The following is a 15,395-nucleotide window of genomic DNA, read 5'->3' on the forward strand; positions in this document are numbered from 1 at the left end:
ATGGTAAAAGTAAATTCTCATATTAGTAGTTACAATCCAAATGATGCTATTTTTCTATTAAAAGATATTAGTGATTTAATGAAAGAAAGTTCCACGGAAACTAGAGAACAAGCAATTCAAGCTGGCACACATTATTCCGAAATGTTACCAATGGAATATAAACCCTCTAAAGCGTATATGGATTTATTCTTTTCTTCCCTGCAACAATACAAACACAAACTAGCCATCGCTGTTGGAGTTGTCGCCGAACAGATTATACAAACTAAAGGAACTAACCTTGTCCTCGTTTCATTAGCTCGTGCTGGTACACCTATTGGCATTCTTATCAAACGCTACATACGCTATCAATACAACCTTGATGTACCTCACTATTGTATTTCTATTGTTCGCGGACGCGGTATTGATGAAAATGCACTCCATTATATTTTGGAACATCACCCTAAAGAAACAATTCAATTCATTGATGGGTGGACTGGAAAAGGTGCAATAAAAAAAGAATTAGAATATGCAGTACACACATTTAACGAACGAAATAATACACACATTTCTCATTGTATGGCTGTACTTGCTGATCCCGGTTACTGTACTTCAATTTACGGTACACGTGAAGATTTTCTTATTCCTAGCGCTTGCTTAAATGCAACAGTCTCTGGACTCATTAGCCGCACTGTACTAAATGACACCTATATCGGTCCAAATGATTTTCATGGTGTTAAATATTATAAAGAGCTAGAACAAGAAGACTTATCAAATTTATTCGTTGATGAGGTAACAGATTTATTCCCTTCTGTTCATTCTCATATAGATAATCAATTACGTTATATTACTTCAACTTACACTAATCCCTCTTGGCAAGGATTAAAAGATATACAGTCTATCCAAAATCACTTTGAAATTGACGATATTAACTTAATTAAACCAGGAGTCGGTGAAACAACTCGCGTATTACTCCGGAGAATACCGTGGAAAATTTTAATACGCAAGCAAAACAATCCCGATTTAAAGCATATTTTACTTCTCGCTAAAGAAAAGAATGTCCCTATTGAAATCTATGAAAATATGGCTTATTCATGTTGCGGGCTCATTAAGCCTCTTAAGAGGGAAATGATATGATTTTCGCCAGTGATCTTGATCAGACGCTTATTTATTCCCGGAAATCGTTTCGTGCCCCTATAGAAGATGAATCAATTCAACTCATTGAAACTTTAGATGGGAAAGAAATTTCTTTCATATCACATAAAACCATTTCACTACTAAAAAAATTACAACTGCACTCACATTTCATCCCAGTTACAACAAGAACTATTGAGCAGTTTCAGCGGATTGCTTTATTCCAAGACGAAATCATTCCCGAATACGCCATTACAAGTAATGGTGGTAATATCCTTCATAACGGGAAACAAGATGGTACTTGGAACAGGACAGTAAAAGAAAGACTATCGGCTGAATGTATAGAGAGAAACGACATACTAAAGGAATTTGGACAAATAGCTCATAAAGATTGGGTTATATCACAAAAAACAGCCGATGATCTATTCCATTATTGCATTATTAAACGGGAGAACATTCCTTATGATGAATTATCATCTTTTACTTCCTGGTTAGACAAACAAGGCTGGAATCATTCACTTCAAGGCAGAAAGCTATACTTTGTACCAAAACCAATTAACAAATGGGACGCCGTGCAATATATAAAAGAAATTTTGCAAATAGATACGATTATTACAGCTGGGGATTCTTTACTTGATTTATGCATGCTTGAAAAGGCGAACCATGCCTTCGCACCACTTCATGGTGAGTTAGGGGCAATGCATGATAACTTACAACCTCATATTTTAAAAACAGACGCAATTGGCATATATGCCGCAGAAGAAATCGTAAATAAATCACTTCAAATTATTCACAGTTCATTACCTACCCCATGATCATAATATGCACAATTGCATACGCACCACAATTAAACAAGTGGTACAATTTATTTGAATCGCTGTTGCTACACTTCTTGATTAAAGAAAAGGCGTTAACACGGAAATTAGCGTCTTATCAACCTCAAGCAATTGGCACATTTTGTCATCTTAAAAGACACTCCAAGAGTGTCTTTTTTTCTATATCTCACAAGGACTTACTCATTTCAAAGTATGCATACATAAAATAATGTAAATATTACACGCATGCATCACTTTCTAAAAGTTATAAAGTAGATTCAAAATAAAAAAGCACTCTTAACTAGAGTGCTTTTTACTTTCAAACAAGGAGGCTACATATATGGATAGTACTCTCGTATTTAACTTCGGCATTGGTATTGTCATTATTTTATTTGTCTTTTTTGTACTTTGTATGAGCGGGGTATAAAAAGGCGATTTTCGGGCGTCTTTTTATACATACATATGTATTACTTGACTTCTATAAAGGTAGTAACCATAATAGTTACATATATACAAATAACTATTCACATATCCACAAATAGGAGGAAGAAAAATGAAACATGTAATCGTTTATGCACACCCGAATACAGAAAGCTTCAACCATGCGATTTTAGAAACGGTAAAAAGTGAATTAGAAGGAAAAGGTCACGAAGTACGCGTTCGCGATCTATACGAATTAAACTTTAATCCAGTATTAGGCGCTTCCGATTTCATCTCATTTTCTCAAGGAAATACACCAGAAGATATTAAAAAAGAACAAGAACATATCTCTTGGGCTGACAGCATTACATTCATTTATCCAGTTTGGTGGGCGGGGCTTCCTGCTATTTTAAAAGGATACGTTGACCGTGTGTTTAGCCATGGATTTGCTTATGCTTACGGTGAAAACGGCATTGAAAAGTTATTAAGCGGTAAAAAAGGATTGTTATTATCTACAATGGGCAATACGAAAGAAGCATACACAGCAGGCGGCATGTTTGATGCAATGAAAAAAACAGCGGATGTTGGTATTTTTGAATTTACAGGCATTGAAACAATTGAGCATACATTCTATACAAGTGTTCCTTCTGTGGATAACAGTGTGCGTAAACAATATCTTGAAGAGGTTAAAGACGTTGTGAATCGTGCGTTCTAATAAAAAACTCCGGTTGTTAAAACCGGAGTTTTTTTATTTCATCATTAATTTCGGAATATATCTTTGAAGAATGCTTTCTAATTCATTCATATCTTCCTGTCTAATAAGTAAGTTCACATTGTCATTCATTTTTTCTCGCCCGCGATATAAAAATATATTTTCTTTTGGATTTTCCCATGTTGATGTTTTATAGCCTTTCAATTCTTCATATGAATAAAAGTTTAATCCATCTATTACACCTTTTTCATATATTTGTACACTTTTAATAAGGTGTATAGCTATTAAAGTCATAAAACAACTTGCTACAGCATAAATACCTAGCTGAATAAAAAACTGTTCAACTGTATCAATATCGCCACTTACGTACTGAGCATATATATACATACATTGTCCAATGAAATATGCTGGTCCAAGTAATGCAATCCAACGTCTTCTCACCCGAGGATACATTGCAATAAGTTTTCCTGCACTTTTTTTCATTTCATTTATTTTATATATTTTCCATAGAACAAAGAACAAAACACATAATGTAAAAACAAGCATAATACATGACATCCAGTACATTCTTATCCCTCCCTTATATCAATACATTTAAATTCTACATTTTATATACCTATAGTACATATGCAATTATGCATAAAAAAACAGGTAACCTCTTCGGTTACCTGCATTTCATTACATCTTCTCAATCCACTCCGTCAAGTTATGCACAACTTGCGTTGGTTGTACTTCGTATTCTGTTAACTTCTCCACAGTTGTGACTCCAGTGTGGACAAGAAGGGTATGCATGCCAGCATTTATTCCTGCTAAAATGTCTGTATCGTAGTTATCCCCAACCATTAATGCTTCATTTTTTTCTATGCCAAGTACTTTTAAAGCTTGTTCCATAATGATTGATTCTGGTTTTCCGATAAAGATTGGATCCACACCTGTTGATACTGCTACAACTGATGTTAATGAGCCGTTACCTGGTAATAATCCGCGCTCAGTCGGAATGGCAATGTCTCCATTTGTGGAAATAAACGTTGCGCCGTTACGCACAGCAAGACATGCTTTTGCTAACTTTTCATATGTGATGTCACGATCTAAACCAACAACAACGAAATCAGGATTTTCATCCACAAGTTCAAATCCTTTTTCCACAAGTGCATCGTGTAAGCCTTCTTCACCAATCATATATACAGTTGCGTCTTGTTTACGTTCATAAATGAAGTTCGCAGTCGCCATACTCGTTGTGAATACTTGCTCTGCTTTCGCTGGAATATCGAAACGAACAAGTTTTTCTGCCACTTGTTCTGGTTTACGCGTTGAGTTATTCGTAACGAATAAATAAGGAATGCCGCGCTCTCCTAATGCTTTTACGAAGTCGCTCGCTTCTTCAATTTGTTCTTCTCCGCGATACATCGTACCGTCTAAGTCAATTAAGTAACCTTTATACATCGATTATGTCTCTCCTTCTATGCTAACGTTCTCACCTTATCATACCACTCTTATATTACCCGCTTTTTCCAAAGAAAAAAACGCTTTACCTAAAAGCGCCCCATAACGTTCATTTTTTCTCTTTTACTTGGTAAGAACAACTACAATCGCCCTCACACATGTTTGCTAACGTCTTTACATCTGCCCCTGCAAATAAACGCTTATACATTTCTTTTTCATCTTCGCATACTTGCGGGAATCTCTCTGCAATTTCTTTTAACGGACAGTTTTGTTTTTCAATTACGAAAGATTTCTCTCCATCTCTCTTTATTTGAACCATATAACCATTTTTCTCTTGCATAGCTGCTATCTCTTGCACTTTATATGCTAAATTCTTTTGATTACTTACTCTCTTTTGTAACTGTTCTTCCATTCGCTTCGTTCTCTCTTTTAAAACGTAACGAAGTATTTTTTCATCACCCATTCGAGCTAAATCTTCTAGCATATCAATCGCAAATTGCTTATACTCTTTCGGGAATGTATCTTCTCCCTTTTCACTTAATCCATACAAATAAGTTGGTCTTCCGACATGTTGCCTTACCATCTTAGAATAAATGAGTCCGTCTTTCTCAAGATTACTTAAATGTCTTCTGATTGCCATTTCTGTAATCTCTAAAATGTCAGCTAATTCAGCTACTGTGTGCTCTCCCTTTACTTTCAACAATTGTACAATCTCGTCTTTCGTAGTACGTGCTTCCCCCATACTTCACCCTTCTCCCTTTTCTTTCTCACATACAATATAAGATCCCCAAAAGGCATTCTCTGGGGATCTTATAAGCATAATTATTCTGGTACAAATGCAGATACAGGTCCTAATTCCTTTTCTAAATAACTGCGAATATTTGCTGGGTATTTTTCTACCACTGCAATATGTTTTTGAATCGTCTTATATAATTCATCATGATTCATTTGAATATAGTCTTGCGTAAGCATTTTTCGAAGAAGGATAATTTCTTTCATCCCTTGTCCATCTTCTTCACTTATCACTCGCTCGTCCATTAAAATATCAATAATATCTTCATAGCTTCCTGGATCGCGCATAATAAATCCATCAATCATCGCATTCCCGGCATCTAATACAGTATCAATAATAAGATGGGCTATGCGCTCTAATGCGTAAAATTCAAACTCGGTTTCATATATCTTTTTCTCTTGAAATGTACTTGTTGCTCGTTCTAAACATACTAGCATTTGTTCTATTTTCTTTCTGTCTACAAAATACATGAATGTCACCTACCTGGAAATTAAAGCATTTACATTTTAATTGTAACGCTTTCTTCTGAAAAAATCGACAATTTTTCGAATTCACCTTTTCTCCGTTATTTGTTATAGTTATATTTGTATGATTTTTGAAATTGGAGGAATGGAATCTTGGAACGTGAACTCGCACTAGAAATTGTCCGTGTAACAGAAGCAGCAGCCTTAGCATCCGCACAGTGGATGGGCCGCGGAAAGAAAAATGAAGCAGATGATGCAGCAACTACAGCAATGCGTGATATGTTCGATTCAGTAAACATGGCAGGTACAGTTGTAATTGGTGAAGGAGAACTTGATGAAGCACCGATGTTGTATATTGGTGAAGAACTAGGAACAGGTAACGGTCCAGAAGTAGACATCGCCGTTGATCCATTAGAAGGTACAAACATCGTTGCAAAAGGTCTTGCAAATGCAATGGCAGTTATTGCAATCGCAGACAAAGGGAACCTTCTTCATGCTCCTGATATGTACATGGAAAAAATCGCGGTTGGTCCAAAAGCAGCTGGTAAAATTAGCTTAGATGATCCAATTGAAAAAACAATTGAAATTGTAGCAGAAGCTAACAATAAAAAGATTCGCGATCTAACAGTTATCGTTCAAGAACGTGAACGTCATCAAGATATTATTGACCGTGTTCGTGCAAAAGGTGCACGCGTAAAATTATTTGGTGACGGTGATGTTGGTGCGTCAATCGCAACAGCACTACCTGGAACGGGTATCGACTTATTCGTAGGTATTGGCGGAGCTCCAGAAGGTGTTATTTCTGCAGCAGCATTAAAGTGCCTTGAAGGTGAAATGCAAGCTCGTTTAGTTCCAATGAACGAAGAAGAAGAAGCTCGTTGTCGTGAAATGGGATTAGAAGATCCTCGTCAACTTCTTATGTTAGATGACTTAGTATCTGGGGATGATGCAATCTTCTCAGCAACTGGTGTATCTGCTGGTGAGTTATTAGACGGTGTTAAATTCCTTGGTGGAGATTTAGCTGAAACATACTCTATCGTAATGCGTTACAAAACAAGAACAGTACGATTCATTAAAACGCATCACCATTTAGATCATAAACCACACTTAAACTTAGATATTTAATAAAGGAGCCATGTGTATGGAAGAACGTTTCTTTCTGTACGACGATACTGTCGCTACAAAAACTCGTTTCGTTAGCTTTATGGGAGAAAATGAGCGTCACGATTTAGCGCTATTATACTCCGATCGTCATTATGGTAAAACAATTGTTCTTGATATGCAACGCAATAAATTTGCAATCATCGGTGCTGACGATTTAAACGAACCAGGCTACTTAGAGCACGCATTTTCTATGACTGAAGAAATTGCAGAAGAATTACGCTCATTTTTATTTGAACTTATATAATTTATCGTATGCACCAGCTATTTTAGCTGGTGTTTTCCATTTCAAGAATTTTCAATTTTCAATCTTCTGTGTTATAATTAAGAATAAATCTATTTGGATAGAAAGGACGTTATCTACGTATGCCAACATTTACTTTGTAATGGACCAGCAATTGGATAGCATTACTCTCAAAAAAGCACCACGCTTTTTCAAGGGAGTAGTCTGCCCATTATTCCCATTACAAAGGAACGTAACGCATCTGTAGTATGATGTTTACGGAGGTTCCTAAGGGAACCTCCTTTTATTTTTGTCTTTTTCTCATGTCTTCATACTACAAGACATCCAAATAGCTGTATTACGTTTCTTTGCCACTACTATAAGAGGTGAAGAAAAATGCAGAAAGTACAACTTTCTTGGAGTTTATATGAAAATGAGCAAAACACAATCGAAAAGTATTGTAAAAATTGCAGACACACTACCTTATTTACTGACACGAATATTCGTAGGCATAACGCCAACGGAAAAAACATATACCGCTTTGCCATTTATAAATGTCCGAAAGATCATACGTGGAATCAAAAACTGCGTATTTATAAATCATTTACTGATCACGTTGAAACAGTCGATATGACGCAGCAAGATCAAGCCGAAACAACTACTATTTCTATTATGCAACATAAAGAAAACGGCATAGCTGAAATCACAATCGTATTAGACATCATTTTGGGTTCCCACCGAATAGATAAGGCCTTATCCACATATATTTCCGACTGGAGCCGTACACTCATTGTGGATAAAATTAAAAACGGGGATATTCAATTGAACGGACAACAAATGAAACCAAATACAATACTTTCTGAAGGCGATCATATCTCGATTTGTTTATAAATGAGAATATACAAAAAATCCTCTTACAATCGTAAGAGGATTTTTTTATTTCTTCATTTTTCGTAATACGAAATGTGCGCAACCGAAGTTACAGTACTCGTATAAATACTCCGTTAACGTACTAATTTTCGTATCATATGTCGCACGTTGGTTACTATCATCAAAGAATCCGCGCAATCTAAGTTGCTCATATCCCCAGTCTCCAACGATATAATCATATTTATTTAAAATTTCTGCATAGCGCTCTTTAAATGCTTCTTCACTAAAACCATCACGAAAGTTTTTAATTACTTCGTACTGCACATTATTAATGCTCACCGTAGCATGAATCTCTTGCTTTTGCTCCATCATTAACTTCCTCTCTAAGCATTCTTCTTTTTATCGTATCACAAAGCATAACAACCAACAATTTCAAATACAAAAAATTGCAAATTAGTACATGCTATGGAGAAGGAGGTGATACATCGTGAAAAAACAAATTTTACTTTCCCTTCTCACTATTTCCTTATTTGCAGGCTGCCAATCAGCGAACAAAGCTGAAATGGAACGTGAAGAAGGAAGCCGTGTTCTTGTTTCCAATAAAAACGACATGTATCATACGGAAAATACAAATACACGGCTCACAAGAGTCGGCTATTCATCTAAACAAAAGCATGAAGTATCTAACAAACAAGTAGGAGCCATTAACCGTGAGAAAGTTGCTGAAATGATTACAAGTATGACAGTCAAACTTCCTGACGTTACAAACGCTGCTACGCTCGTTACCGATGATGAAGTATTTGTTGTATACCGTGCAAACACAACGGATCCAAAACTCGTAGCAGATCAAGTATATAGAGCTGCTTTGTCCATCGTCCCTCGCTATTATAAAGCATATGTATCAACAGACCAAAAGTTGATTTCCCAAATTCAAGGTCTTCAATCTGGCGCATTAAATGATACAGAATATACGCAAAGCCTCGATATGCTAAAACGTGAAATGAGTAAAAATCCTCATTTGAACAATACGGGAGATCAGACTTTGAATGATATGATTAAAAAGTAAAACAGGTGGAGAAAATCTCCACCTGTTTTACTTTTTATTTTTTATTACGATCCGCATAAACCTCCATCGCATCACACATAAACTGAGCTAACCCCTCACCAAACTTATCGATATTTTTCATGAAGCGCTCATCAGCGACATACATTTGACCGAGTCCTTTAAAAGCATCTAATGAATATGCACCGAAGTTTTGCAAGTAATCGTACCACACTCCGATTGCTTCTTGTGCCTCTTTAGAATCTGGTGCTCCGTGTCTAAGCGCTGCTAAATTTCTATAAATAGCATTAAACTCCTCTTGGTTCTCTTTTGACATACCTTTTGCATATTCGTTCGCTTTATCTACAGCTGCGTCTCCCCATTTTTCCCGTGCTTCTTCTTCATATGGGTTATGGCTGAAATCGAATCCTTCAAATTTCTCTTTATTCGTCATTTCAATCTCTCCTTTTGTATGCTGAATTGTTTTATCAATCGTCGCAATCACCTTATCTAATCTAGCACGCTTTTCAAGAAGCATTTTCTTATGAAGCTGTAGTGCCTCTTCGCGATCAAATGATGGACTCATGATAATCTCTTTAATTTTTTTCAAAGGGAAGCCAAGCTCTTTAAAAAACAAAATTTGCTGCAATGTCTCTAAATTTTCATTGGAATACAGACGATATCCAGACTCTGTCGTCTCGTCTGGGGTTAACAACCCAATTTCATCGTAATGATGCAGTGTGCGCACACTAATTCCAACTAAATCAGCTACTTCTTTTACTCTCATTGTCATTTGTATCTCCCCCTTAATACATACGATAAAGTATGACGCAACGTTAGAGTCAATAAGTAAATTCATTTTATCTTAAAAAGTTTCATCTCTCCTATATTTCATGCATAATAGATATGTACATATATTAGAAAGCGGTGAAAGTATGGTTTCAAATACTGTAATTGCCAGCATCATCTTTCAACTCATTGTCTCGATTCTGGTCCCAATTATTGTACTCGTTTATTTCCGTAAAAAATATAATATGAGTTGGAAAGTGGTCGGCATTGGTGTTCTTATCTTTATCGGATTTACCCAAATTCTTGAAACACCATTCCACCTATTTATGCGCGGTAATCCAACAATCGCTCCATTTTTAGAAAATCCGTTTGTCTTCGCAATTTATGGCGGATTGACTGCTGGTATTTTTGAAGAATTAGGACGCTTCGTTGCCTTCTTCTTCTTACTAAAAAAATATCTAGAATATAAAGATGGCTTCGCTTATGGAATTGGTCACGGCGGAATTGAATCTATTTTAATTGGCGGTTTTTCTGCATTACAAGCATTAATCTTTGCTAATTCTATTAACGATGGTAGCTTCGCTCGACTGATTGAACAAAAACCCGAGCTGAGCATTTTACAGGACATGTTAATTCAGCAACCTGCCTACTTATACTTCCTTGGTAGCTTAGAAAGAATTATGGCACTCGTGCTTCAAATTGCCTTTACAATGCTTGTTTTATACGCAGTAAAACAGAAGAAATATATCTTCCTAGTATACGCTATACTATTCCACGCATTTGTAGACTTTTTCGCGGCACTTTACCAAACAAAAACAATCAATATCTTCGTTGCAGAAGGAATTACACTTCTTTGTACAATTGGCGCTGTCGTTCTTATTCGCAAAATGAAAGCGAAATTAATGAGTGTACCGGAGTAAAAAATAAACCACCGATTGGTGGTTTATTTTTTATGGATTGTCGCAATGATGATAGCTTTTTCCTTCTTGCAGCTCCCTCTTTGTTTCTGCATCTATAACGATATATTTATGAAACTCTTCTACTTCATTTTGAGAAAAGGAAGCAAAAAAATAAACTTGGCGATCAGGATGAACAAAAAAATCTTGAAGCATCACACTACTCCGACAACCCACGGCTGTTTTTTGTAGGAAAGAAAATTCTTCATCGGGCACTTCTTTAAATAAGATTTTTTTTCGAACACTATATGCTGCATTATTGTATTCTTTATAGATTTTCTTATCTAACTGTTTATAAAAAATATCCTCACTCACAAATGACTTATTTCGATTGCTTGGATAATTTACTTTTTGATTCGACTCTGCATAAGTTGTGGACAAGTGTATAAAAAAACAAAGACTAACTAAAATACATATCATTTTATTCATGATTGCACCTCAAATGTTCATTATCCACATTACTTTTCCACATATTTAAATCCATATGCCGTTTTACAAGAAAAAGGAATTATTTCCACATTTGTCGAAGTATATAGCGTCAACTTGAAAGATGGGGATGAATTATGAAGAAAATTATTGTAATACGACATTGTTCAGCAACTGGGCAAAAACGTGATGCTGAATTAACGACCGATGGAAAAGACCAAGCAAATACCCTTGCTACATTCCTCTTAGAAAATCATCTACAAATCGATTATATTATTTCAAGCCCATTTGTCCGAGCTATCGATTCCATTCGGCCCTATGCGCTCCAAGCTAACTTATCTATCCAAGAAGATGAACGATTAACTGAACGCATATTGAGCAACGTTCCAATGGATGATTGGATGCAAAAACTAGAATCTACTTTTACAAATATAGATATTGCCTTTTCAGGCGGAGAGTCAACAAAACAAGCAACAGACCGTGCCATATCGCTTATTCAAGACGTTTTACAATTAAACCATACGACAACACTACTTGTTACACATGGCAATTTACTTACGCTCATTTTAAAGCATTTTGATCATACGATTGGCTTTAATGAATGGAGAACTTTAACGAATCCTGATATTTACGAAATTACAATCGACGAACAATGTATCATAAAACGCTTATGGGAAGCATCGTCCAAGTAATATCCCTTTCCAAAACATTCAGTTGACGCCACGAGAAGAAACTGTACTAATAATAGAAAGGGGTATCACTCCATATGTACGAAGATGTACTTGCTCTACTACATAAAACAAATGTTTCTTATGAAAAATTTGAACACGAACCAGTACTCGATTATGAGACAGATCGGATTGTACGTGAGAGACTCGGCTTACAAGGCACTCCAAGTAAAAGCTTATTTTTAAAATCAAAGTCTGGAGATTATTACGTATTTTTTACGTTAGAGGGCACAAGACTCAACCGGGGAGAAATGAAAGAACTAACAGGAGAACGGTTATCTCTCTGTTCTCCTGATGAACTGCGAGACAAAACTGGTTGTACGCCGGGATGTGTGGCTCCTTTCGGATATTCACACGATGTAACAATTATTGTGGATAACGCTATTTATACGTACGATAAAATTTTAATTACACCTGGTGTACCTGAATTTACAATTGAATTATCCACAGAAGAATTAAAAAAGATTTTATTAACATGTCCAAATACCGTTTTAGAGTATAAACAAAAAGAGAGCTAATCGTTAGCTCTCTTTTTTCATTATTTAGCTTCTGCTGTTTTTTCTTTTGCAGAACGTACTTGCTCGTCCGCATGGTAAGAAGAACGCACAAGTGGGCCAGCTTCACAGTGGCTAAATCCTTTGCTAAGTGCAATTTCTTTAAGCTCTGCAAATTCTGCTGGTGGGTAATATTTAAGAACTGGTAAATGCTTCTTAGATGGTTGTAGGTATTGCCCAAGAGTTAAAATATCCACATTGTTTGCACGTAAGTCATCCATTGCTTCAATTAAATCTTCTCTCGTTTCACCTAAGCCCACCATAATGCTCGATTTAGTTGGAATATCAGGCTGCATTTCTTTCGCTCGACGTAAAAACTCTAATGAACGTTCATATTTTGCTCTAGCGCGAACTCGGTCAGATAATCGACGTACTGTTTCAATGTTATGGTTTAAAATATCTGGTTTTGCATCCATTAACATTTTTAAGTTTTCTTCTACTCCACCCATATCAGATGGTAATACTTCGATAGACGTGAATGGATTTTTACGACGTACTGCTCGTACTGTTTCAGCAAAAACAGCTGCTCCCCCGTCCTTTAAATCATCACGTGCAACCGCTGTTATAACAACGTGCTTTAAGCCCATTTGTACTACTGAATCTGCCACGCGTTCTGGTTCTTGTAAATCAAGCTCAGTTGGTAAGCCTGTTTTAACCGCACAAAAACGACAAGCACGTGTACAAACCGCACCTAAAATCATAAATGTTGCTGTTTTTCTTACAGCCCAGCATTCATGAATATTCGGACATTTTGCTTCCTCACAAACGGTATGAAGATTTTTAGAACGCATCATTTTCTTTAAGCCTGTATAGTTTTCATTCGTGTTTAACTTAATTTTCAACCATTCGGGCTTGCGCTTATATTCTGTTTGTTTTGTCATGGTTATCAACTCCGCACAATATGAAATAGTTTACCGTGTTCGCTTCTTTCAATGTAACATATCTATTCTAACGTATGAAAGCGATTTGCTCAAATGAAGATTCTAAGATTTTTTCCAATCGTTCCCTATAATGAAATACTCCGTATATCCCACACTAAAAAGAGTGATGTTGTGAAAGGAGTCTATTTCATGCTTCGAAAAATTTCTCTTTTGCTTTCTATTTGTTTTCTTCTCCACCAAAACATCGCTTACGGTGAAGATAATCAGCAAAGCATATACGAAAAGCGCATGGCACTATATAAAGAAACCGAGCAGTCTTCAGGCATTCCATGGTATTACTTAGCTGCAATGGATCAATATGAAAGAAATATACGGAGCGTAAGAAAAGATATTCCGAAAAAACCAGATGCCATCATTTCCCTTTATTTCAAACCAGAAATATGGGCTGGACCTATTAATAGTAACGATACTCTCCCCCATACAATTTCTCTATTTGGCGGAATAGGTTTAGATGGTGACAAAGATGGATTTGCAAATGCAAATAGCGACCGTGATCTTCTGCATACCGCAGCGACTATTTTAAGGAAACAAGGAACGTCAGAAGACCGTATTAAAATTATGCTCTGGGAATATTATAAACGTGCCAAAACAGTTGATTTAATTAGCGAATACGCCCAAATTTATAAACATTATGGACGTATTAATTTAGAAGGAAATGCTTTTCCTCTTCCGATCCGTAGTGACCATAGCTACCGTAGTACTTTCGGCGCTGGAAGAAGTTTTGGCGGCAGAAGGATTCATGAAGGAACCGATATTTTTGCCGGATATGGCGTGCCAGTAAGATCAACTTGCTATGGCATTATTGAAACGAAAGGTTGGAACCGCCTTGGTGGATGGCGCATTGGTATTCGCGACCTTCATAACAATTACCATTATTACGCTCATTTAGGCGGGTTCTCAAAAGAAATACAGCTTGGACAAATTGTTGAGCCAGGGAAAGTAATCGGATTTGTTGGTAGCACTGGTTATGGACCTCCTGGTACAGCCGGAAAATTTCCGCCCCACTTACATTTTGGCATGTATAAAGACAATGGCTATACAGAATGGGCCTTCGATCCATACATGCATTTAAGCCTTTGGGAGCGCAAAGAACGAGCAAATACAAAACGATAACCGTAGCTGCATTGCTACGGTTATTTTTTATCCAGTAAAAGCCTGACTGAGCCGAGTTTCACTTTATTTACAACTAACTATCTGTTTTCTTTTTATCAGGTACAGCAACACTTCCGCTTCCATAATACGTAGGCACTTCCCCTTGAACGATACGCGTCGCAATCGGAACATTTTGTTTCACCTTTATCTCTTTCGTATGAAATGGAATAATCACTTGCAATGTTACTTCCATTTCCATAACAATTTGAATCGCTGTAGTATTAATCCCATGCGGCTCAATTTTTTGTTTAATATCTGTATTCACATGTCCAACTGGCGTGAAATGAATCGGAATATCTGGTCCTATATTACCAAGAAGTGCATTATCAGTTACACGCCCAAAAGGAACTGCCATAGTCGCGCCGTTTTTTTCAGAAATACCTAGCTCCTTCAACTTCCCTTGTTCTACTTGCTGTAAATATTTTTCTATGTACGTGGTCGTTGATGTTACGATTTCATTTACTTGCTTTGTATTTAAATTAATTGTGGATACTTTTCCGTTTTTATCATTCTGTACTTTCATTAATGAATCTACATCGAATCCTTCATTAATTCGATCCTTTACTGCCTTCGTCATAATTGCCGTCGCCATTTTATGTGTCTCTACTTCCCCATATTTAATTAAGGTTGGCTGAATATTATTATTCACAATCCACAACCCTTGTGTAAGTAATATAACAAAAAGAATAAACGACATAAGCAGTATATACCGAAAGGCAATAGGTCCCCTTCGAAACCGCGAGTTTTTCGAGCGAAATATACTCATAAAAAAACCTCCTTCTTATATCATTTCTAT

At 36.4% G+C, this 15,395-nt stretch carries 20 protein-coding genes; 11 read left to right on the forward strand and 9 right to left on the reverse strand.

What is annotated here, in order from left to right:
• The 3 genes from MHB52_RS25635 (at position 1) to MHB52_RS25645 (ending at position 3,060) form a co-directional block, all read left to right on the forward strand.
• On the forward strand, positions 1-1,113 hold the full coding sequence (locus MHB52_RS25635; RefSeq protein ID WP_061663189.1) for a cysteine protease StiP family protein: 1,113 nt from the start codon (positions 1-3) through the stop codon (positions 1,111-1,113).
• Positions 1,110-1,925, forward strand: a complete 816-nt coding sequence (locus MHB52_RS25640; protein ID WP_000575376.1) for an HAD family hydrolase — start codon at positions 1,110-1,112, stop codon at positions 1,923-1,925. The genes MHB52_RS25635 and MHB52_RS25640 overlap by 4 nt, the downstream gene beginning before the upstream one ends.
• A gap of 553 nt (positions 1,926-2,478) precedes the next feature.
• Positions 2,479-3,060 (forward strand): NAD(P)H-dependent oxidoreductase, encoded by a 582-nt coding sequence (locus MHB52_RS25645; protein WP_000683447.1) that lies wholly within the window; start codon positions 2,479-2,481, stop codon positions 3,058-3,060.
• Positions 3,061-3,093: 33 nt separating this feature from the next.
• On the opposite strand, the gene MHB52_RS25650 is transcribed toward MHB52_RS25645, so the two are convergent.
• The 4 genes from MHB52_RS25650 to MHB52_RS25665 all read right to left on the reverse strand — a co-directional run bounded on the left by MHB52_RS25650 (position 3,094) and on the right by MHB52_RS25665 (position 5,763).
• Positions 3,094-3,624: a hypothetical protein gene (locus MHB52_RS25650; RefSeq protein WP_061663188.1), complete on the reverse strand. Its 531-nt coding sequence runs from the start codon at positions 3,622-3,624 to the stop codon at positions 3,094-3,096.
• A gap of 111 nt (positions 3,625-3,735) precedes the next feature.
• Complete coding sequence (locus MHB52_RS25655; protein WP_000276467.1) at positions 3,736-4,500, reverse strand: TIGR01457 family HAD-type hydrolase; 765 nt, start codon at positions 4,498-4,500, stop codon at positions 3,736-3,738.
• 109 nt (positions 4,501-4,609) lie between these two features.
• Entirely contained in the window at positions 4,610-5,242 is a 633-nt protein-coding gene (locus MHB52_RS25660; RefSeq protein ID WP_061663187.1) for a helix-turn-helix transcriptional regulator, read from the reverse strand.
• A gap of 80 nt (positions 5,243-5,322) precedes the next feature.
• Positions 5,323-5,763 carry a DUF86 domain-containing protein gene (locus MHB52_RS25665; protein ID WP_016110892.1) on the reverse strand — a complete coding sequence of 147 codons (441 nt, stop codon included), beginning with the start codon at positions 5,761-5,763 and terminating at the stop codon, positions 5,323-5,325.
• A gap of 147 nt (positions 5,764-5,910) precedes the next feature.
• On the opposite strand from MHB52_RS25665, the gene glpX reads away from it, so the two are divergent.
• From glpX to MHB52_RS25680, 3 genes are all read left to right on the forward strand, one after another.
• Positions 5,911-6,882: a class II fructose-bisphosphatase gene (gene glpX / locus MHB52_RS25670; RefSeq protein ID WP_000439090.1), complete on the forward strand. Its 972-nt coding sequence runs from the start codon at positions 5,911-5,913 to the stop codon at positions 6,880-6,882.
• Between the two features lie 16 nt (positions 6,883-6,898).
• A complete protein-coding gene (locus MHB52_RS25675; RefSeq protein WP_000392606.1) occupies positions 6,899-7,165 on the forward strand; it encodes a DUF3055 domain-containing protein in 267 nt (88 codons plus the stop codon).
• Positions 7,166-7,537: 372 nt separating this feature from the next.
• Positions 7,538-8,032 carry a hypothetical protein gene (locus MHB52_RS25680; RefSeq protein WP_061663186.1) on the forward strand — a complete coding sequence of 165 codons (495 nt, stop codon included), beginning with the start codon at positions 7,538-7,540 and terminating at the stop codon, positions 8,030-8,032.
• A 45-nt stretch (positions 8,033-8,077) separates the two neighbouring features.
• On the opposite strand, the gene MHB52_RS25685 is transcribed toward MHB52_RS25680, so the two are convergent.
• On the reverse strand, positions 8,078-8,380 hold the full coding sequence (locus MHB52_RS25685; RefSeq protein WP_000435942.1) for a YutD family protein: 303 nt from the start codon (positions 8,378-8,380) through the stop codon (positions 8,078-8,080).
• A gap of 118 nt (positions 8,381-8,498) precedes the next feature.
• Here MHB52_RS25685 and MHB52_RS25690 point away from each other — a divergent pair, with 118 nt between their 5' ends.
• Positions 8,499-9,077, forward strand: a complete 579-nt coding sequence (locus MHB52_RS25690; RefSeq protein ID WP_000744128.1) for a YhcN/YlaJ family sporulation lipoprotein — start codon at positions 8,499-8,501, stop codon at positions 9,075-9,077.
• A gap of 34 nt (positions 9,078-9,111) precedes the next feature.
• Here MHB52_RS25690 and MHB52_RS25695 read toward each other — a convergent pair whose 3' ends face one another.
• Positions 9,112-9,846, reverse strand: coding sequence for a MerR family transcriptional regulator (locus MHB52_RS25695; RefSeq protein WP_000178773.1), 735 nt, complete (start codon positions 9,844-9,846; stop codon positions 9,112-9,114).
• A 100-nt stretch (positions 9,847-9,946) separates the two neighbouring features.
• Between MHB52_RS25695 and MHB52_RS25700 the strand changes: the two genes are divergently transcribed.
• Positions 9,947-10,762 carry a YhfC family intramembrane metalloprotease gene (locus MHB52_RS25700; RefSeq protein ID WP_009327507.1) on the forward strand — a complete coding sequence of 272 codons (816 nt, stop codon included), beginning with the start codon at positions 9,947-9,949 and terminating at the stop codon, positions 10,760-10,762.
• A 30-nt stretch (positions 10,763-10,792) separates the two neighbouring features.
• On the opposite strand, the gene MHB52_RS25705 is transcribed toward MHB52_RS25700, so the two are convergent.
• Positions 10,793-11,227, reverse strand: a complete 435-nt coding sequence (locus tag MHB52_RS25705) for a hypothetical protein (protein WP_061663185.1) — start codon at positions 11,225-11,227, stop codon at positions 10,793-10,795.
• A gap of 134 nt (positions 11,228-11,361) precedes the next feature.
• Here MHB52_RS25705 and MHB52_RS25710 point away from each other — a divergent pair, with 134 nt between their 5' ends.
• Positions 11,362-11,916, forward strand: coding sequence for a histidine phosphatase family protein (locus MHB52_RS25710; RefSeq protein WP_061663184.1), 555 nt, complete (start codon positions 11,362-11,364; stop codon positions 11,914-11,916).
• A 74-nt stretch (positions 11,917-11,990) separates the two neighbouring features.
• Positions 11,991-12,470, forward strand: coding sequence for a YbaK/EbsC family protein (locus MHB52_RS25715; protein ID WP_000272747.1), 480 nt, complete (start codon positions 11,991-11,993; stop codon positions 12,468-12,470).
• A gap of 20 nt (positions 12,471-12,490) precedes the next feature.
• On the opposite strand, the gene lipA is transcribed toward MHB52_RS25715, so the two are convergent.
• Entirely contained in the window at positions 12,491-13,387 is an 897-nt protein-coding gene (lipA, locus tag MHB52_RS25720; protein ID WP_000166372.1) for a lipoyl synthase, read from the reverse strand.
• 189 nt (positions 13,388-13,576) lie between these two features.
• Here lipA and MHB52_RS25725 point away from each other — a divergent pair, with 189 nt between their 5' ends.
• On the forward strand, positions 13,577-14,560 hold the full coding sequence (locus tag MHB52_RS25725; protein WP_016118833.1) for a M23 family metallopeptidase: 984 nt from the start codon (positions 13,577-13,579) through the stop codon (positions 14,558-14,560).
• A gap of 73 nt (positions 14,561-14,633) precedes the next feature.
• Here MHB52_RS25725 and yunB read toward each other — a convergent pair whose 3' ends face one another.
• A complete protein-coding gene (yunB, locus tag MHB52_RS25730; RefSeq protein WP_000021805.1) occupies positions 14,634-15,365 on the reverse strand; it encodes a sporulation protein YunB in 732 nt (243 codons plus the stop codon).
• Positions 15,366-15,395: the final 30 nt, after the last annotated feature.

It is taken from the genome of Bacillus sp. FSL K6-0073 (assembly GCF_038006085.1).
GTDB lineage: Bacteria > Bacillota > Bacilli > Bacillales > Bacillaceae_G > Bacillus_A > Bacillus_A cereus.